Source organism: Paenibacillus sp. FSL P2-0089, assembly GCF_038595095.1.
GTDB classification, from domain to species: domain Bacteria; phylum Bacillota; class Bacilli; order Paenibacillales; family Paenibacillaceae; genus Paenibacillus_AQ; species Paenibacillus_AQ silagei.
In genome coordinates, this window is the sequence record NZ_CP152006.1 from 5,991,845 (window position 1) to 6,009,896 (window position 18,052).

Genomic DNA, 18,052 nt, shown 5'->3' on the forward strand with positions numbered 1-18,052 from the left:
TTCCTGTTCTTCCCCCTTCATTACGTATGTTCAATTCCTCTAATCCGCTCCAGTGCAGTCGCGAGGCTGCTTAAGATATGCTCCCGCATCGCCCGCTCTGCCCCCTCCTCATCCCTGGCTACAATCCTCTGCAGAATCACAAGATGCTCCTCATCCGCCTGCGTATTCCAGTCCCCGTGCAGAGAGACATAACGGCAATACCGGAGGGAACGGTCTCTTAGCTGGTTCAGCACCTTCTCAAAAGTCTTCAGCGCGCTGATCTCCCACAAGTAATCATGGAATTCGAAGCCATAGGATACAACATCCTGCTGATCCCCCATCTGGAAGGATTGCTTCAGCTTCTCCAGAATCAGCGTTAACCGCTGAATATCCTTGATAGTAGCGTTTCTGGCAGCGCTTCTGGCGATATGGCCTTCAAGCATGCTGCGGATCTGGAAGATCTCTTCGACCTCCTTAATCGTTAAAGGGGCTACCCGCAGCCTGCCGTTGGGCTGGCGCACCAGGAAGTCCTCATTCTCCAGCCGCTGAATCGCTTCCCGTAACGGAGTCCGGCTGACCCCGAGAAGTGCCGCCAGGCTCTCTTCGTTAACCGCCTGATCCGGCTCCAGCTCGCTATCTATTATTTTTTGCTTAAGTGCATAGTAGGTATTATCCTTCGACAATCTTCGTGAACGCATTTCCATAGATTTCATTGCTCCTCGCCACTCATTTGCGGGTCGCCCGGTCAACTGTATAATTGTATACAATTAATAAGAGGAGAGAGATTTAAGATAAAATGAAAGTATCGGTTGAAAATCTCTCTGTGCAATCAAGCTTTTTTCATACTATAATCCCATTATCCCCACTAGTCAAGTATGTTTTATAGGGGAATTGCGAATTGACACTAATTGGACAAATAAATAACCCTCCTGCACCTAATAGGTGTCGAGGGCTATTCACCTTACTAAAGTTCAAATACTATCTCATCACTTGCCTCACCCATCTTGAACGGGTGACTGTATTCTTTGAACCTAAATTGAATTCCTGAAATCTCATCAGGTAAGGGTGGAGAGACTACATATTTATATGATGCATGATCTGATCCGCTTCCACCACTAATCATTCGGCAATCATATTGGCCGTTAATATCTAGTTCGTAATGCCTATGTTGATGAGAGTTGGATTCAACTTCCGGCTCATCGTCCCAATCTATATTTAGTGTTAATACACTTGCATTACTGTATTGTCGTAAGGACGTTAGAGTATAGAAACGCTCCCCGTTCACGACTGACTTCAGAATTGCAATGTGTTGTCTAAATCCGGCTGGTTCAATCATTGGTTTATATTGTTCTTCATTCATCATACTTCCAAATAACGACATCAAGAATCCTTCATAAAGCCCAAGTTCCTCTGACCATTTAGAAATATACTCTAACGGAGGAAATCCTGGATTATTATCCGCCACTTCCTTTCTCTTCTTGATCAAAGAGCAAATTTCTTGATCGATATCAATAATCCGTTCATCATAATGCTCTGTTGGACGTTCAAATGGCATTCTCATTCGTATCATTGTTACCCTCCTCATAGCTCCATTAATTATTTCATCACCATATTTTAACATATAATGGTTTAATTCAACATAAAAAAACCTCCCGACCGAAAGAAGCTCCTTTCTATATTACGATTAAAGTTGACAAATAATTGCCTTTTCTCCCATATTTATTTGGTGTCAGGTATAATAGATATGTTAAAGTCGATAATATTTACCACTAAATCCTGGAATGAAAAGAACCCTTCAACACAAAGTTGGGAGGAGTGTACCAATGATGGAGAAGAATTGGTTTGATTTATTGTGCAGGCCTTATAAAGAATTGGAAAAAGACCAACAGGAGAGCATCTACAAAAAATATCGCATTTTTATTTATCCCTATCTATATGCTCTACTTTCCGATCACTCACTTACTGAAGATTTGATTCATGAAAGCTTTTTAAAAATTTCATCAAGAGCACCACAGCTACAATCCATGCGGAATATTCCTGCTTGGATCAAACGTGTTGCTTATACTACCGCAATTGATTTTATAAGGAAGGCAAAAAAAGAAGCTGAGATTTTTAACGCCCTCGTTCCCCTTTATGAAACTTCTATTGGCTTTTCTGTAGAAACGGTATTAGAAAAAAAATGGCTGCATGAGGAATTGTATGATGCTATCGGAGAATTACAAAATAACCACCGTGCAATGGTGGAAATGTTTTATTTGGATGGGAAAAGTTGCAAGGAAATTGGAGCAATCGTGGACATAACGGAATCCACTACCTTAAAGAGATTGCAAAGAGCTAGAAATCATCTCCGACAGCTTATGTCACAGAATTAAGTTCAGTTATTTAAAATAGAAGAAAGTACCGGATGTTATCATTGGTGAATATATATTAGACCACAATAAACGGCAAACCCTTGTCCTAGACCTTGCATTCTCCCTTGGGAAACGATGAGCGCTTGAGTCTATTTTCATAAAATCAAGATTTCCAAAAAATATTTAGCCCATTTCCGTAGTTAAACGAATGTTCTGCACATAAAGAAAAGCGCCAATGCCCCCAAGGCGGGGCGGCGCTTTATTTACTGTGGAGAGGGCTATCGAGGACCATGAGCTTGCCTTTAGTCGCTTACCTGAATAGACTTTCGAGCCGTTTCTATTTTGAAGACCTCATTCTTTCCTCCGCCTTTAACCGAAAATTCTGCAATCGCGGAAATCTCGTAGGTGCCCGGTTTTTTAATCCGGTATTGAGATTTTTCTGAAATGACAGCCCCCTTCGGCATTGAAGTTGTAAGTCCAATATCTTTTCTTGCAATCGAATTAATCACCTTGCCGTTACTGTCCCGTACAACATAGTAAAATGCCGTGCTTCCCGTTGTAATCTCCAGATCCCGTCCAGTTTCATTTTTCAACTCAGCAGAAATAACAAATTCCTGATTTGCTTTCACCTGCTTCGGAATAGAGATCTGAACTGAAAAAGGTTCACTTTTCACGTTTTCTGAGGCAGATGGCGTGGGACTCGCCTTGGCAGCTATGGATTCATTCGGTTCCGAAGAATGATACAAAATTACGGCCATCAAAAGGAGAACAATCAGCTTGTTCAACATAAACACCTCCAACCTAATTGACGTCACGACAGATGGTTTTGTTTCGCTAAAATGGGTATGAATTCTAAAAAGAGATGTCAGGTTTCGCCTTAAACCATCGTTATATATTCAGTAGCCCCATATAGGAGAGTGAACTGCAACTTGATCTGCATCGGCTACAATCCGGGAGTTGTTGCAGAGCGCAAAATTAAAAGGAAGGGAGAATGGAGTCATTATCTACCGTCCGCTTTGCCACATTTCCCAATCACCCCATTTCAATACGAAGGGATGTTGATGAGGAATGTTTGTAAGAAAGTATATACTCCCTGTTTTCCTGGCAGCTTTACTCCTTTGCAGTTCAATCACTTCTGTACATGCAGAAGGAAGCTCTAATGCTGAAGCAAAGGCTTTTTTCGGAACAATCTCCGAAATCCAGGCTGCCACGCAAAAACAAAATGAATTGAACGAGATTCCGTATCCGATAGAATTGAGCACTCCTCCAGAACAATTAAAGAACAGCAAAGTTCTTGCCGATTATGTCGAGAAACAGCGGGTGAAAGCAGACTTACCGACCATTAAGAAACTAATTGAAAATGATCCCTCCCGTTTCTCGGGCCACTATTACGATGCGGATACCGGAATGGTAACCGTTCAGATCACGGAAGATTCGGAATCTTTGAAGGCATTAATAAGAAAAGCCTCAAAAAACGGAGATAAAATAAAATTTGAAGTAACAAAATACTCGTGGTCGGATATTACTGAAGCGAAAGAAAAAATCAAAAAAACAGTCCAACCGGGAACAGTACTTGCGCTCATACCGGATACAATGAACAATAAGCTTATTATCGCCTTAGACGAAAAATCTGGCATACAATCAAAGCAAACAGTTTCATCACTGCTTCTCGAAAAGTCAGATCTGCTTGTCTACACAACATTGCCAGCCTCAGCATTTAAAACGGAAACCGATAATACAAATTGGGGTTCCACCATTCCAATGGGTGCAAAAATCGGTGGCAATTACCGTCCAAACCCGAGTAACCCCTCACAAACGATCTATGGCGTATGCACTAACGGATATTTTGGCGTAAATGCTTCTGATCAAGCTGTAGTGGTGACTTCTGGCCATTGCCAAACAGCAGGCACCGTTAGTGCATGGTATCAGCCGACAAATGCAACGAGTTCGATAGGTGATTACACATTCAGGACTACATCCCCCGGTGACGGTTCAGCAGGGGCTTCCGATTCCGGATATATTACTTTAAATTCTGGATTTTCACCATGGGCACGAGTACCATACCCTTCTTCAACTAATATGGCTATGATAACAGGTACCTACGTAACCGATACGGTTGGGGATACCATCTACATGAGGGGCGCAAATAGTGGAGCAACGACTTCTGGCACGATCAAATATTCAAATGTTGATATTTGGTGGGGCTCAGATGGTTATGGTTATAACACTAACGAAGTCCTTGCCTCTGGCTACACCTCAGTAGGAGGGGATAGCGGCGGGCCTGTATTAACTAATTATGCTTATAACAATAATCTTTCTGGCTGGACCTTCAAACTGGCAGGAACTCATACAGGATCGCTAACAATAGACCAAGATTTGGCGAGCGGTATTAAAGCAGGCACCTATAAAGTATACGAGGCGTTGTGGTCAACATTTTCTGATTTAGGTCTTACTGGACTTTATCTCATTTCTCCATAACATCGACTTCCCGACAAAAAGCCGCAGAATCCTGTGTCTAGGATCTGCGGCTCTTTGTTGTATCTGGCCTTGTGGGTTCCTAATAAGTACAGTTTGCACCATACATAATTAAGAGGTCGCGGAAGCCGCAATCCACGCTTACTTTATCAATAATTCAGCATTCACAGGTTTAGCAAGGCTCCGCCGCCGGGTTCCCTGCTTCTTCCTTCGTACGGAACGAGGAGCCGCAGCCGCATGTAGCGCTGGCGTTGGGATTATTGATGGTGAAGCCGCCGGTCATGCCGGATTCCTCGAAGTCGATCTCCAGGCCGTTGAGGTAACGGATATCGTCTTTGCTGACGACCACCTTCAGACCTGCAACGTCCATGTAGATGTCCTGCTCAGTCTCGGTATCATCGAAGCCCATCGCGTACGAGAATCCGCTGCAGCCCCCGGCGGTTACGCCCAGACGGAGGAACATATCCGGCACTTCCTGCTCCGCAAGCATGGCCTTCAGCTGGCCTGCCGCTGTCTCACTTATGTTAATCATAATAACAACCTCCTTAGGGTTCATTGTATTGGAATCAAGCAGCCTTCAGGCTGTACGTAATGAAATCAATGCCTTGCCGGGAAAAGAATGAGTATGATGTATATCATTTTCATCGGCTCTTTCAATCAGTATACTCCACTATTCTTCTGCCCTCAAGTCGTAAACCGGGCGCAGGTAAGCCATTTATCCCGGAAGACCTGCAGTTTCTGGCGGTTGCTCACCCTACGGGAGAAGTTTATAATGAGAAAAGCGATAAATTTTCGAAAAATTGTCACGGGGGTTGCAGTTAACCTCTATTTATAATGCCGGCTGTTGCCGGATATTCTCAGGTACACGATTATGCGATGCAATTGCCTCGCCAACCTTCAGGAGGAACTTATATGTCTACCCTTATTACACCCCACACAGATGCCCGGATGGCGAACATCATTGAGAAGGTTCGCGGCGGAGAACGATTGAATTTGGAAGACGGCGTTTATTTATATGAGAGTAACGATCTCTTAACGATCGGACAGCTGGCTAATGAGGTCAATCTGCGAAAGAACGGGAATAAAGTCTATTTTATCGAGAACATGAGTCTATATTTCACCAATGTCTGCGAATCCCGCTGTGCCTTCTGCAATTTCCGCAAGGATGAAGGCGAAGAAGGGGCCTACACCCTCTCCGGCCAGGAGATGGTGGAGTATGTGCAGCAGCATATTCATCCCGGCGTGCGCGAGTTCCATATTGTAGGCGGGCATAATGATAATGTGCCCTTCCAGTACTATGTTGATTCGCTGCAGGCTCTGAACGAGCATTTCCCCGAAGTGACTCTCAAGGCCTATACAGCGGCAGAGATCGACTTCTTCACCCGCATCAGCGGACTTAGTATCCGTGAAGTGCTGGAGCAGTTGCGCGCCGCCGGACTGAAGACCCTTACCGGAGGAGGGGCAGAGATTCTGTCTGACCAGTACCGCAAAAAAATGCGCGTCGACAAAGCCAATGTCGAGGAATATCTCGAGGTGCACCGCACCGCCCATCACCTTGGCATGAAGACCCATACCACGATGCTGTACGGGTCGATTGAGTCCCGTGAAGACCGCATCCGCCATATGCTGCAAATTCGTGACTTGCAAGACGAGACCGGCGGTTTTATGGTATTCATTCCGCTGTCCATGCAGCCTAAGAACAAGAATGCAGGCATTATGCGCCGCAACTCCGCGAATGAGGATCTGAAGACCATTGCCGTCAGCCGCCTGATGCTGGACAATTTCGATCACATCAAGGCCTACTTCATTAATATCGGGCCCCAGTTGACCCAGGTTGCCCTGAACTTCGGCGCTTCCGATGTGCACGGAACGATCCTGAAGGAACGGATCAGCCACGCTGCCGGCGCGCTGACGCCGGAGGGCTTGACCCGGGATGAGCTGATCTGGCTCGTGAAGGGCGCAGGACGGATTCCTGTAGAACGGGATACCTTCTATAACGAGATCAAGGTATACGAATAAGAACAGAACAAGCTTACCTCAGCCAGTGAACGCAGAACTGCCTTGTCCATTATGTACCCGAAAGGAAGATCAGTTGGCATGAGAACCCTACTTGTCTTGGGCGGCGGCTACGGCGGTCTTGCCCTCATTCAGCAACTGCTGGATAATCATCTTCCTCCTGATGTGGAAATCATCCTGGTGGACCGGATGCCGTATCAGGGGATCAAGACCGAATATTATGCACTGGCCGCAGGCACCGCCACCGATTACCATCTGCGGATTCAATTCCCGGTACACCCCCGCCTGACCGTACGTTACGGGCAGGTGGGTTCCATTGATCTGGAGAGCAGGCTGGTCCTGCTCGATTCCGGGGAGCCGGTAGCCTATGATATCCTGGCGATTGCCCTCGGCTGTACGGATAATTACCATAACATTCCGGGTGCCGAGGAATACACCTGCAGTATTCAGAGCTTCGCCGGAACCCGGGAAACTTACCGCCGGCTGAACGATGTGAAGCCTTATGGAACCGTCAATATTGTCGGCGGGGGACTGAGCGGCGTAGAGATTGCCTCGGAGCTGCGGGAGAGCCGGCCGGATCTGAATATCTCTCTGATGGACCGGGGAGAACGTATTTTATCTTCTTTTCCGGCCAAGCTGTCCAGGTATGTCGAGGAATGGTTCAGTGAGCATCAGGTGGAGACGATTGGCGGGGTGTCGGTCTCTCATGTCGAGAAGGATGCCATCTTCAATGGCACCCAAGCTATTCCGGCGGATGTGACGGTATGGACTGCCGGTATTCAACCCGTGAAGGTCGTGCAGCAGCTGGAGCTTCCGAAGGACCGTGGAGGCAGGCTCATTGTGGGGGAATATTACAATATCGCTGAATATCCGGAGGTCTATGTGATCGGGGACTGTGCCAGCCTGCCCTTCGCGCCCAGTGCACAGGCGGCGGGTGCCCAGGGCGAGCAGGTGGGACAGATATTACAGGCGTTATGGCGGGGGGAAACCCCGAAGCTGAATAAGATTAAGCTGAAGGGAACCCTCGGTTCACTCGGTAAAAATGCCGGCTTCGGCCTGATGGGCCGCCGCTCCGTCATGGGCCGGGTTCCGCGCCTGCTGAAGAGCGGCGTCCTGTGGATGTCCAAACGCCATTTCGGCTAAAGAATCCCGGCTTGAATCCAGGCGGCTTAGTCTATCTCCAGGTTGTCCCAGGCCTCTGCCTCTCGTATAGCGGCTTCTATGGCCTCTTCCAGAGCAGCGGGGGAATCAGCCTCAATGATCTCCCCGTCAACCATGGCGAACGGCTGGAGATAACACTCTCCGCAGTTGTTCAGACAGCCGTACTCCACTACATCATATTCAGGGTTTTGCTCCAGCTTAAGCTTGAGCGGTTCAGTGCCGTGGCCGATGTTGCTGGCACAGAATTCTATAATTGGTCTCATGATAATCTCCCTATTCTGCCTTAACCATTTTATTTTTTAACTTTTTGTACTATAATAAACATACGAAAGGAGTGATTGAGAAATGAGTGAGAATGTACAAAGCGCAACCATGTACGATGAAGTACTGGAAGTCCTTGATAAACTTCGTCCGTTCCTGCAGCGCGATGGCGGTGACGTGGAACTGATTGATGTTGAAGACGGCATCGTTAAGCTGAAGCTTATGGGTGCATGCGGCAGTTGCCCAAGCTCCACGATCACGCTAAAAGCCGGGATCGAACGCGCCCTGATTGAAGAAGTAGAAGGCGTGGAAGAAGTCGTTCAGGTATTCTAATCCCGTTTCATAAACCATCCCGGCCTCCGCTAAGAGGCCGGGATTTTTTTTATTATAGAGGATTTCGTCTGTAGGATCAACCACCCGGCGATTCAAAAAGACCAGAAGCCGCTCCGCCAGCCATTTCTGGCTACGGGCTTCTTCTGGTCTCATTAGATTATTCCGCTTCCCTAGGCTTAAGCTTAGAATGCCGGGATAATTGCTCCGTCATATTGCTTTTCGATGAATTCCTTCGCTTCCGGGGAAGTCAGCGCTGCTGCCAGCTTCTGAATGGCATCGGAATCCTTATTGTCAGGACGGGCTACCAGCAGGTTAGCATACGGGGAATCTCCGCCTTCGATGAACAACGCATCCTTCGTAGGAGACAGCTTGGCATCCAGTGCGAAGTTGGTGTTGATCAGCGCCAGGTCCACTTCATCCAGCTGACGGGGCAGCATGGCTGCATCCAGCTCAATGATGTCAAGCTTCTTAGGGTTCTCGGTGATATCCGCTTTGGTGGAAGCAATATTGGTGTCATCCTTCAGCTTGATAAGACCGTTCTTCGCCAGCAGAATCAAGGCGCGGCCTCCGTTCGTTGCATCATTCGGAATCGCAACCTTCGCACCTTCTGCCAATTCATCGATCGATTTGATCTTTTTGGAATAGGCGCCAAATGGCTCTACATGAACAGCAGTTACAGATACGAGATCTGTGCCGTTCTTGGTGTTCTGATCATCCAGGTAAGGCTTGTGCTGGAAGAAGTTCGCATCGAGCTGCTTCTCGGCAAGCTGTGTATTGGGAAGAATATAATCTGTGAATTCTTTGATCTCCAGCTTAATGCCTTGGGCTTCAAGCAGTGGGGCAATCGCTTTGAGGATCTCCGCATGCGGTACAGGAGAAGCACCAATCACCAGGGTTACCGGGTCCGCAGCAGGCTCTGTAGTCGGCTCTGCAGCAGCCGCTTCTGTAGGTGCCGTTGTCGCAGCAGAATTCGTGGTGTTATTCGCCTTGTTGTTTCCGCAAGCGGCAAGCACCAATATCAAGGTCAGGCTGAAGAATGTAAGCAGTACTTTTTTCATCTGTAAATCCCCCTCTAATCCATATGGTTTATTGAATAAGGCTATATGTGGACGTACCTTATTTCCGTGTAAAATGTCTTACCAGCCGGTCACCGGCCATTTGCAGCAGCTGCACCAGAATCACCATCAGCGCTACCGAGATAAGCATGACTTCCTTCTCATAGCGGTAATATCCGTAGCGGATCGCCAGGTCACCCAGTCCGCCGCCGCCGATCATGCCGGACATTGCGGTATACGAGACAAGGGTCACAACAGTAATGGTTACACCGGCAAGCAGACCCGGACGAGCCTCCGGCAGCAGCACGCGCATAACGATCTGCCCGGTGGACGCTCCCATGCCCTGCGCCGCTTCAATAATTCCCCGGTCAACCTCCCGCAGTGCCGTCTCCACCAGTCTGGCGAAGAATGGCGCCGCGCCGATTACCAGTGCCGGAATCGTTCCAAGCACACCAATCGAAGTGCCCATAATGGCCTTGCTGAACGGAATCAGGGCAACCATCAGAATGATAAAAGGAACCGAACGCAGGATATTCACAACGAAGGATAATACCGAGTAAACCACCCTGATAATAACGTTATTTGACTTGCCCCATAAATATAACACAATTCCAAGCGGTAAACCAAGGATTATTGTGAATATTCCTGAAATAGCGATCATTTTGAGTGTAGCAATCGTAGCTTCCAGCATTTCTTCCCAATTAATTGTGCTAAAGTCCATTACAAAATCACCTCCACATCAAGACCTTGCGCTATGAGCTCAGTGAGCGTGGCTTCGACCGCACCCTCAGGTCCTTCGAACCGGACGATCAGCTGGCCGTAAGGAACATCCTTGATCGTAGAGATGGTTCCATGAAGAATGGCGAAGTGAACCCCGGTTCCCTGAACCACCTGTGAGAGCGTCGACCCGTAAGTCTTTTGTCCGAGAAAAGTGATTTTGACCGACTTCGTGTAACCTGGCTGTACAGCATCAATCGCTTGCCGGAGCGGTCCGTCCGACTGGGTCTCACTGCGGATGAATTCCTTGGTAACCTCATGCTTCGGCTTCAGAAAGACCTCGGCCACTTCACCCTGCTCCACAATACCGCCGCCATGGATCACGGCAACACGGTCGCAGATGCTCTGAATGACATGCATCTCATGGGTAATCAACACGATGGTCAGATGGAATTTGCTGTTGATATCCATCAGCAGGCGCAGAATGGAGTCTGTCGTCTGCGGATCAAGCGCCGAGGTCGCCTCATCGCATAACAGAACATCCGGATCACTTGCCAGCGCCCGGGCGATTCCGACACGCTGCTTCTGTCCGCCGGATAGCTGAGCCGGGTACTTATTCCAGTGCTCCTCCAGCCCGACCAGGGCGAGCAGTTCCTTAACCTTTTGTTCAATCTCGTTCCTTCCGGCTCCGATCAGCCGCAGCGGAAACGCGATATTATCATAGACTGTAGCCGATGAGAGCAGGTTGAAATGCTGAAAAATCATTCCGATCTTACGCCGCTGCTCCTGCAGCTGTCCCTGGCTGAGCGCTGTCAGCTCGACACCGTCCACCCACACCTCGCCCGCAGTCGGACGTTCCAGCAGATTAATGCAGCGGATCAGCGTGCTTTTGCCGGCCCCGGAGTGACCGATCACCCCGAAGATTTCCCCCTTCTTAATCGACAGGCTCAGCGCAGAGAGTGCAGTTGCCTGCTTACTGCCTTTGCCATACACCTTGGTTATATCCTTCAATTCTATCAACCGCTGCGTCCCCCTTCTGTTCTAGCTTCCATCATTGCAAAAAAGACCCCCTACGATCCATGCAGATCGCAAGAGGCCCTGTGTGTATAATGACAATGCCTTCTCATCTGCCAAAACCCCCGAATCCGGCGGCATTGTAGGAATTAGCACCATGACATTTGGATGCAGCGTAAGGCTGTATTCAAACCGGTTGCCGGGCTTCATCGGGCCTATCCCTCCGCCGCTCTCGATAAGATCATAGTATGAAGTTATAGACTCCGTATCCTGTCAGAAGTTAATGTATGCCTAAGTATAATTCAGTTTCGAGATTTTTGTCAAAGGTAAGTTTTTACGGACGGGCTTGTCCGGATTTCGGGCCTGGGGCCGCTTTGTTCTTGTGCCATTGTTCATTCCCGTAGCTGTATGCGGCGGCCAGTGATTGGCATACCATCTCCAGGCTCTGCTTCAAATCCTCCAGGTGGCTGTCGAGATCCTCCAGACGAATCTTGTCATGCAATCCCTGGTGACGCTGCCAGAGGTCGTCGGTCATCTCCGCGTTCATGTAATGGATCTCAGCGTTGCGCCGCTTGCGCAGATTCTCCACTGGCTCCCGGTAGGAATTCCTGATTCGCTCCAGCTTCTCCGCCAGCGGATGATGCGGGTGAAGCAGCTGAAATTGCCTCAGCACCGTGAAATAAGAGAAATGCGTCTTCACCTTGCCTGTATTGAGATTGTACAGATTATTCAGCACCGTGCCCAGCTTGTCCAGCAGCGAGAAGACACGGATGAAGCCATCCTTGTAGAAATACACATATCTGGCGTACTCCCCCTGCTCCGTGGACGACATATCATCCATATAACCTGCGATCACTGACTTCCGGAAAAAGGCTGCTGCGAACCAGCTCTGCTCCAGCTCATCCAGAGAGGAGATCAGGCCGCGTGTCCAAATTTCCAGCTTGCGGTATTCATGGTCATGGTCTTCATGTGCCGCCATCTCCTTGCGCAGCATGGAGGCTGCCTTCGCCATGGACTCCATAGCTTCAGCCAGCACACCGCTGTTCACGCGGGGCGGCTCTCCAAGTAACGTCCGCAGCATATTTTGACCCTCCTTAAAGTTCACTTTTACACTAGAGGAAAATAACGGTTCCAGTTGCGGTCTACCCGCTTCGCAATATCCTCGCTCGGAGCCAGTTCCTCCGGGTATCCCGGCTTCATCCGGGCATCTATAATGATCGGCAGTGTATAGCTGACGCTGCCCCGGTGTACCCCGGCCGCCGAATAGATATCATCCGCCGGATTGAAGCGGGTGAATACGGTCCACAGGAAGGAGGTCTGCGTGCTTACCGCCTCTTCTGCCTGATCCACCAGCACAATCAGCGGCCAGGCGGTCTCCCTCTCCTTGAAGGCAGCCACCAGCCGCTCCGGCAGCTCCGGGTCCTCTTCATAGGATGCACCGGAAACGGCTAAACATCCTCCGCAATAAGGCACAGCGGCGGTGATTGATGGAAGCAGACCCTCTGTATAGGTCCGTGGCAGCTCACGGACCGGGCTGCCAATGCCCGCCATCACCGCCTTACTGCCATGATTCAGCTTACGTCCGGTATAATCCAGTGTATCCATGGAGGTATTGGCAAAGATCGTCAGATCCGATTGCGGATTGAAGCGCTCAAGCACAGTTTCCAGCAGCTTGGGGAAATCCGTTAGCTCCACCTGCACATTAGTCAACAGCAGGAATTTGGTTAAAGAGAGCTGACCTTCCCCTAAGATACGAAACGCTGACACCATATACTCACGGGGATAGCTCTCCCTAACGACCGCTGAGGTCAGTGAATGCGAACCGGATTCGGAGTAGGACCACAGCGCTTTGACCGAAGGGATCAGCAGAGGATAGGCTGGAGCGAGCAGCCGCTGCAAATAATCCTTCAGATAATAATCCTCCTGGCGCGGCTTGCCGGTGATGGTCGCCGGGTAGATGGCATCCTTGCGGTGCCACATCCGCTGAACATGCATGACCGGGAAATTATGCTGCATGGAATAGTAGCCGGACTGGCTGCCGTAAGGCCCTTCCGCTCTCCGCTCCAGCGGAGACACGCGTCCCCGGATGGAGAATTCCGCCTCAGCCGGAATCCGGTGCCCGCCCAAGGGGTCCTGCACCATGGGAAGCTTGCCGCCCAGCATCAGCGAAGCCAGCATCAGCTCCGGAATCCGTTCCGGCACCGGTGCCACTGCCGCTGCAATTAGGGCCGGCGGCCCGCCGATGAAGACAGACACCGGCAGGGTCTCGCCGAGAAGCTCTGCCTGCGAGTGATGGAAGCCGCCGCCCTTGTGAATCTGCCAGTGAATACCTGTGGTGCTGTCGTCATACATCTGAATCCGGTACAGTCCGAGATTATGATCCTTGGGGTTGGTGATATTCTCCGTATAGACCAGAGGAAGCGTGATGAATGCCCCGCCGTCCTTAGGCCAGGCCGTAATCCGGGGCAGCTCCTTCAGCGGATCACTGCTGCTGCAGACGCCGAGTACCGGAGCCTCTCCTTGCGGTATATTCTTGGTTCCTGCCCTCAGCAGCTCCAGCAGCACCGTCTTCTCCCGCCATAAGCCGGCGCCTGAAGGCGGAAACAGCTGGTCCATCGCCGTTGTCAGCGACTTCAGCAGCTGCTCCGGTCTTGTCCCAAAGGCCTTGTTGACGCGCTGAACTGTACCGAACAGGTTCGTAGCGACCGGGAACGGTGTTCCTTGCACGTTCGTGAACAGCAGTGCCGGGCCTTCCTCCTCCACCACCCGGCGGTGAATTTCGGCAAGCTCCAGATAAGGATCAACAGGGGTATCTATCACTGCCAGATCCTTATCCCTGCGGAGCTGCTCAATCCATTGTCGTAAATTACCGTATCGCACTATAGCGTTCCTCCTCAAACAGGACCTTATGCTTATCCCGTCCACCGTTGCCGTTTACTTATTACTTGCTGCCCCTGCCGGCTCCGCTTAACTGCCAGACCCTTACACTCATGTAGCACAGAACCCCGAAGAGTCCGGAGATCAGCACGATATGAGACAACGCAGCAAATATGTACAATCTTTCATTATTCAATGTGTATACTACTGCGGCTCCGCTGAATACCTGCATCAGGCATAACAGAACTGCCGCTACTCCCAGAGCCCTCAGCTCCGGCAGCTCCTTATGCTTCCAGAAGGCCAGATGCCCAAGTATAGCCGTCAGCAGGAACAGAATCGCCGCCGCCATCCGGTGAATGAATACAATCCCTACTCCGCCGCTCATCTCCGGAATCCATTGTCCGTTACACAGCGGCCAGCCGGAGCACCCGCCTTGGGAGCTGGTATGGCTTACGTAGGCGCCGATGTAGACCACGATATATGAATATACTGCAGTAACCCAGGTTAAGTTGCGGAAGGCTGGGCGGACTTTGGGACTTCCTGTGCTGAATTCCGCTCCTGGAGCGAATGTCCGTCTGGTCCCAAGCGCCAGCATCAGCGAACCGGCGAAGGCAATCAGCGAGAAGCCCATATGCAGGGCCATAACCGCAGCCGACTGCGATTTCACTACTGCAAGCGCTCCCATCCCGCCTTGAACGATGACGAAGATCAGGGTCAGCAGGGCATAGGCCAGCAGATCTCTGCGGTGCCTGGCATAACGCCAGAAGGCAACCATGGAAGCCAGGGACAGCAGGCCAGCCAGGCCGCTGAACAAGCGGTGGGTATATTCAATCAGAGAGCCGATGGTATAGGCCGGAATCAGCTTCCCGTGGCACAGCGGCCACTGATTTCCGCATTCCAGTCCCGAGCCGGTCTTAGTCACCACAACCCCGCCGAACAGCGCCATGAACATAATGAGACAGGTCAGATAGCTGAGCCATTTTAATTGATGTGTCGTCAATAGTATCACCCGTATTGTATTGGAATGAGTATGAAACATATAAATGCTTATATGATTAGAAAAAAAGCACCGCTTCTGCTCGGATAGGGCGAAAGCGGTGCTGCGGAATTACTTGTGAATGCTGAGATAAACGTCCAGCGCCGTATCAAGAAACTTCTCGATTTCCTCCCGGGACTTCCGGAGCTTGTTCACAAACCGGACCAGTTCCCGTCCATCGGTGTACGCGACAAAGCTTGGAATGCCCAGAATATTCTGTTCCTGGCTGACATCGCCTACGGCATCGACATCCACTTCGACTAGGGTAAGACGCTCTGCATATTTCTGTTCCACATCCGGCATGAACGGATCAATGAATTTGCAATCCACACACCAATCTGCCTTGAAGACTGCCACCGTCAGGCGCGGAGACTGAATTGCCACCTGGAACTGGGCAGGCGAGCTGATTTTGTCCATTTATTGACCATTCCCTTCTATCAGAAAGTTACACAAGAAGCTTGCTCTTTAAGTGAAGCAAAATGTACGGAATAAGTCAAACATCATTATTCACCGGCACGAACACGGGCGGGCTGCAATTTCATTAAAGGACCCAGCAGCTTGCGCAGCGGACGGGGATAACCGGCAATCTCCTGGCTGCTGAGTACACCCAGAATAATCAGGAGAACCAGATACACAATCACGACTGCCGCTCCAACCACCAGACAGGTGATCAGGAAGGCCAGACGGGCCGGCATCAGATCAGTCATCAACAGGCCTGCTTCATTCAGACCATAGCCGATGCCTGCCGAGGCCAGAACCGCAATGGAGAAGCCTCCCCAGCGTTTGCCGAGAATGGAGAAGGGTACGATTTTTTTGAGCATCCGCAGATTCAGCAGTGTAATGACAATGAAGCACAATGCCGTAGAGCCGATAATGCCGTAGATGCCGAACCACTGGCTGAACAGGAAATTGGAGCCAAACTTCACGAGGATACCAACAAGTACATAATACATCGATATCCGCGATTTGCCCATTCCAAGCAGGATCGAGTTCGTGGTCATCATCGTAATCTGGAAAATGGTACCCAGCGTCAGCATCGCCACAATGCCGCTTCCATCGAGTGTCTTGAACAAGAGGCCATTCACAGAATAAGCAGCCACGACCAGGGAGAGCACAACCGGTGTGCCGGTCAGAATGGACACCCGCATGGCAAGTGTGACCTGACGCTGCAGGTGCTGTTCATCTTTGCGGGCGAAGGCGGCAGATATAATCGGAATCAGCGATGCACTTAGGGCGATCGACAAGACCGGAGGAATCCCGGCCACGCTCTGTGCCCGGCTGCCGAAGATCCCCAGTGTCCACGTGGCTTCCTTCAAGCCGATTTGTCCGCTAAGCAGCGGCACAATAAAGGTAGTATCAATGAAGTTCACTACAGGCACCGTAACGGAAGACAATACAATCGGTATGGACAGCTTGAAAATATCCTTGTAAATCTTCAGCAGCGGGATACGGGCCTCACTCGATTCATATAATGCAACCTTCTCCTCGCTGCGGCGCAGCTTCATGGCATAATACAGCATCACGCCAAAGGCGCCGATACTGCCGAGCACACTCCCGAAGGATGCGCCTGCTGCCATCCAGGTGTTGCTGTAGCCCTGGCGCAGCAGAATGAAGGCAAGCAGAATGGCCGTGGATACCCGGGCAATCTGCTCAACAATCTGTGAGATGCCGCCGGCCATCATATTGTTACGCCCTTGGAAATACCCGCGCATCATCGCGATCGCGGGGAATAGCAGCAGCGCCGGGGCAATCGCCCGTATGGCCAATGTACTCTCGGGAACCTTGCTGGATTCCGCATAATAAGGAGCAGCTATGTAGAGCGCCACACTCATAAGCACACCAACCACAGCCGCAAAAATCAGCGCCGCCCGGTACACCTGCTGTGCTTCCTGCGGGCGGTTCAGCGCATAGCGCTCGGACACCATTTTACTAAGTGTGCTGGGAATTCCAGCTGTCGCCAGCGGCAGCAGCAGCAGATACACGTTGTTGGCTTGTGTAAACGCAGCGTTACCGACTTCATTGAATAAATGCTCCAGCGGCACCCGCTGGGCAAGCCCGAGGACACGGGCCACCAGTGCGGCTGCCGCCAGAATAAGCGTGCCTTTGACAAAGGATTCTTTCTTGGTGGACAAGCTGTTTCGCCTTCTTCACAATAAATTTAGTAACGCCCGATCCAGATAAAGAAGAGGACGATCATAGCAATCTGCAGAATAATCTTGACGACTGTGCTGCTGAACAGCCCCAGCAGAGCGCCGAAGCTGACCTTAACCGCTTTGCCGGCCTTCTCGCCAGCAATCAGCTCGCCGATGAAGGCACCTGCGAACGGGCCAATCAGCAGGCCAAATGCCGGAATCACAAACGGACCGGCAATCAGACCGATGGTGCTGCCGATCACCGAAGCGCGGGAGCCGCCGAACTTCTTGACGCCCCAGGCCCCGACCACGTAGTCGGCAACGAACAGAACGACAACGATCAGGGTCTGGGCAATCCAGAACCAGGGACCGAAGGAGTCGAAGGAAAAGAACCAGCCATATACAAAGAAAGCCAGGTAAATCGCAAGCGCCCCCGGCAGGATCGGATATACCGCCCCCGCCAGCCCGATTGCGAACAAAGCAATGATCAGAATCCAGCCCAGAATTGTCAATTCCCTCAACTCCTTAAGTTTAGATAGCTATCAATGGTGCGGGTCGTAACTGCGGTGAATGTTTGGCTTCCGGCCGCTGTTGTCACCAGATTTCTTGATTCAAACCGCTGTTAGCGGTGGAAATCCGGTGACT

The 18,052-nt window shown here is 50.5% G+C and carries 19 protein-coding genes and 1 riboswitch; of the genes, 5 read left to right on the plus strand and 14 right to left on the minus strand.

The features are described 5' to 3' along the window. Positions 1 to 20 precede the first annotated feature (20 nt). Entirely contained in the window at positions 21 to 683 is a 663-nt protein-coding gene (locus tag NST69_RS25150) for a GntR family transcriptional regulator (RefSeq protein WP_036722000.1), read from the minus strand. Positions 684 to 943: 260 nt separating this feature from the next. Next, on the minus strand, positions 944 to 1,549 hold the full coding sequence (locus NST69_RS25155) for a hypothetical protein (RefSeq protein ID WP_340980246.1): 606 nt from the start codon (positions 1,547 to 1,549) through the stop codon (positions 944 to 946). A 253-nt stretch (positions 1,550 to 1,802) separates the two neighbouring features. On the opposite strand from NST69_RS25155, the gene NST69_RS25160 reads away from it, so the two are divergent. Next, positions 1,803 to 2,351 (plus strand): RNA polymerase sigma factor, encoded by a 549-nt coding sequence (locus tag NST69_RS25160; protein WP_051477763.1) that lies wholly within the window; start codon positions 1,803 to 1,805, stop codon positions 2,349 to 2,351. A gap of 281 nt (positions 2,352 to 2,632) precedes the next feature. Here the strand turns inward: NST69_RS25160 and NST69_RS25165 are convergent, their stop codons facing one another. Then, the gene (locus NST69_RS25165) at positions 2,633 to 3,118 is read right to left on the minus strand and encodes a hypothetical protein (RefSeq protein WP_036722003.1); all 486 of its coding nucleotides are present in this window, start codon (positions 3,116 to 3,118) and stop codon (positions 2,633 to 2,635) included. A gap of 280 nt (positions 3,119 to 3,398) precedes the next feature. On the opposite strand from NST69_RS25165, the gene NST69_RS25170 reads away from it, so the two are divergent. Further along, entirely contained in the window at positions 3,399 to 4,808 is a 1,410-nt protein-coding gene (locus tag NST69_RS25170; RefSeq protein WP_036722004.1) for a hypothetical protein, read from the plus strand. A gap of 169 nt (positions 4,809 to 4,977) precedes the next feature. On the opposite strand, the gene NST69_RS25175 is transcribed toward NST69_RS25170, so the two are convergent. After that, entirely contained in the window at positions 4,978 to 5,337 is a 360-nt protein-coding gene (locus tag NST69_RS25175) for an iron-sulfur cluster assembly accessory protein (RefSeq protein ID WP_036722005.1), read from the minus strand. 380 nt (positions 5,338 to 5,717) lie between these two features. Here NST69_RS25175 and mqnE point away from each other — a divergent pair, with 380 nt between their 5' ends. Continuing rightward, positions 5,718 to 6,824: an aminofutalosine synthase MqnE gene (gene mqnE, locus NST69_RS25180; RefSeq protein ID WP_036722008.1), complete on the plus strand. Its 1,107-nt coding sequence runs from the start codon at positions 5,718 to 5,720 to the stop codon at positions 6,822 to 6,824. A gap of 78 nt (positions 6,825 to 6,902) precedes the next feature. Continuing rightward, positions 6,903 to 7,964 (plus strand): NAD(P)/FAD-dependent oxidoreductase, encoded by a 1,062-nt coding sequence (locus NST69_RS25185; RefSeq protein ID WP_036722010.1) that lies wholly within the window; start codon positions 6,903 to 6,905, stop codon positions 7,962 to 7,964. A 26-nt stretch (positions 7,965 to 7,990) separates the two neighbouring features. On the opposite strand, the gene NST69_RS25190 is transcribed toward NST69_RS25185, so the two are convergent. Next, complete coding sequence (locus NST69_RS25190; protein ID WP_063829082.1) at positions 7,991 to 8,245, minus strand: YuzB family protein; 255 nt, start codon at positions 8,243 to 8,245, stop codon at positions 7,991 to 7,993. Positions 8,246 to 8,327: 82 nt separating this feature from the next. On the opposite strand from NST69_RS25190, the gene NST69_RS25195 reads away from it, so the two are divergent. Further along, a complete protein-coding gene (locus tag NST69_RS25195; RefSeq protein ID WP_036701687.1) occupies positions 8,328 to 8,576 on the plus strand; it encodes a NifU family protein in 249 nt (82 codons plus the stop codon). Between the two features lie 182 nt (positions 8,577 to 8,758). On the opposite strand, the gene NST69_RS25200 is transcribed toward NST69_RS25195, so the two are convergent. From NST69_RS25200 to NST69_RS25240, 9 genes are all read right to left on the minus strand, one after another. Beyond that, positions 8,759 to 9,634: a MetQ/NlpA family ABC transporter substrate-binding protein gene (locus NST69_RS25200; RefSeq protein ID WP_036722014.1), complete on the minus strand. Its 876-nt coding sequence runs from the start codon at positions 9,632 to 9,634 to the stop codon at positions 8,759 to 8,761. Positions 9,635 to 9,692: 58 nt separating this feature from the next. Beyond that, positions 9,693 to 10,352 carry a methionine ABC transporter permease gene (locus NST69_RS25205; protein WP_036722016.1) on the minus strand — a complete coding sequence of 220 codons (660 nt, stop codon included), beginning with the start codon at positions 10,350 to 10,352 and terminating at the stop codon, positions 9,693 to 9,695. Then, positions 10,352 to 11,368, minus strand: a complete 1,017-nt coding sequence (locus tag NST69_RS25210; protein ID WP_209875902.1) for a methionine ABC transporter ATP-binding protein — start codon at positions 11,366 to 11,368, stop codon at positions 10,352 to 10,354. Before NST69_RS25210 ends, NST69_RS25205 begins: the two co-directional genes overlap by 1 nt. A 100-nt stretch (positions 11,369 to 11,468) precedes the next feature. Further along, a riboswitch (SAM riboswitch) is annotated at positions 11,469 to 11,604 on the minus strand. A 92-nt stretch (positions 11,605 to 11,696) separates the two neighbouring features. After that, the gene (locus NST69_RS25215; protein ID WP_036722024.1) at positions 11,697 to 12,443 is read right to left on the minus strand and encodes a Cthe_2314 family HEPN domain-containing protein; all 747 of its coding nucleotides are present in this window, start codon (positions 12,441 to 12,443) and stop codon (positions 11,697 to 11,699) included. A gap of 26 nt (positions 12,444 to 12,469) precedes the next feature. Next, a complete protein-coding gene (locus NST69_RS25220; protein WP_340950408.1) occupies positions 12,470 to 14,242 on the minus strand; it encodes a UbiD family decarboxylase in 1,773 nt (590 codons plus the stop codon). A gap of 61 nt (positions 14,243 to 14,303) precedes the next feature. Beyond that, positions 14,304 to 15,239, minus strand: a complete 936-nt coding sequence (locus NST69_RS25225; protein WP_340950407.1) for a COX15/CtaA family protein — start codon at positions 15,237 to 15,239, stop codon at positions 14,304 to 14,306. A 108-nt stretch (positions 15,240 to 15,347) separates the two neighbouring features. After that, positions 15,348 to 15,692, minus strand: coding sequence for a thioredoxin family protein (locus NST69_RS25230; RefSeq protein WP_036722030.1), 345 nt, complete (start codon positions 15,690 to 15,692; stop codon positions 15,348 to 15,350). 86 nt (positions 15,693 to 15,778) lie between these two features. Then, complete coding sequence (locus NST69_RS25235; RefSeq protein ID WP_209875896.1) at positions 15,779 to 17,407, minus strand: polysaccharide biosynthesis protein; 1,629 nt, start codon at positions 17,405 to 17,407, stop codon at positions 15,779 to 15,781. A gap of 26 nt (positions 17,408 to 17,433) precedes the next feature. Then, a complete protein-coding gene (locus NST69_RS25240) occupies positions 17,434 to 17,919 on the minus strand; it encodes a DUF456 family protein (RefSeq protein ID WP_340950406.1) in 486 nt (161 codons plus the stop codon). Positions 17,920 to 18,052 lie beyond the last annotated feature (133 nt).

Coding starts and splice junctions, on each gene's coding strand:
- NST69_RS25165 (WP_036722003.1), bottom strand. CDS start 3,118: ATGTTGAACAAGCTGATTGTTCTCCTTTTGATGGCCGTAATTTTGTAT.
- NST69_RS25230 (WP_036722030.1), bottom strand. CDS start 15,692: ATGGACAAAATCAGCTCGCCTGCCCAGTTCCAGGTGGCAATTCAGTCT.
- NST69_RS25190 (WP_063829082.1), bottom strand. CDS start 8,245: ATGAGACCAATTATAGAATTCTGTGCCAGCAACATCGGCCACGGCACT.
- mqnE (WP_036722008.1), top strand. CDS start 5,718: ATGTCTACCCTTATTACACCCCACACAGATGCCCGGATGGCGAACATC.
- NST69_RS25215 (WP_036722024.1), bottom strand. CDS start 12,443: ATGCTGCGGACGTTACTTGGAGAGCCGCCCCGCGTGAACAGCGGTGTG.
- NST69_RS25195 (WP_036701687.1), top strand. CDS start 8,328: ATGAGTGAGAATGTACAAAGCGCAACCATGTACGATGAAGTACTGGAA.
- NST69_RS25155 (WP_340980246.1), bottom strand. CDS start 1,549: ATGATACGAATGAGAATGCCATTTGAACGTCCAACAGAGCATTATGAT.
- NST69_RS25170 (WP_036722004.1), top strand. CDS start 3,399: ATGTTTGTAAGAAAGTATATACTCCCTGTTTTCCTGGCAGCTTTACTC.
- NST69_RS25200 (WP_036722014.1), bottom strand. CDS start 9,634: ATGAAAAAAGTACTGCTTACATTCTTCAGCCTGACCTTGATATTGGTG.
- NST69_RS25175 (WP_036722005.1), bottom strand. CDS start 5,337: ATGATTAACATAAGTGAGACAGCGGCAGGCCAGCTGAAGGCCATGCTT.
- NST69_RS25185 (WP_036722010.1), top strand. CDS start 6,903: ATGAGAACCCTACTTGTCTTGGGCGGCGGCTACGGCGGTCTTGCCCTC.
- NST69_RS25150 (WP_036722000.1), bottom strand. CDS start 683: ATGGAAATGCGTTCACGAAGATTGTCGAAGGATAATACCTACTATGCA.
- NST69_RS25160 (WP_051477763.1), top strand. CDS start 1,803: ATGATGGAGAAGAATTGGTTTGATTTATTGTGCAGGCCTTATAAAGAA.
- NST69_RS25205 (WP_036722016.1), bottom strand. CDS start 10,352: ATGGACTTTAGCACAATTAATTGGGAAGAAATGCTGGAAGCTACGATT.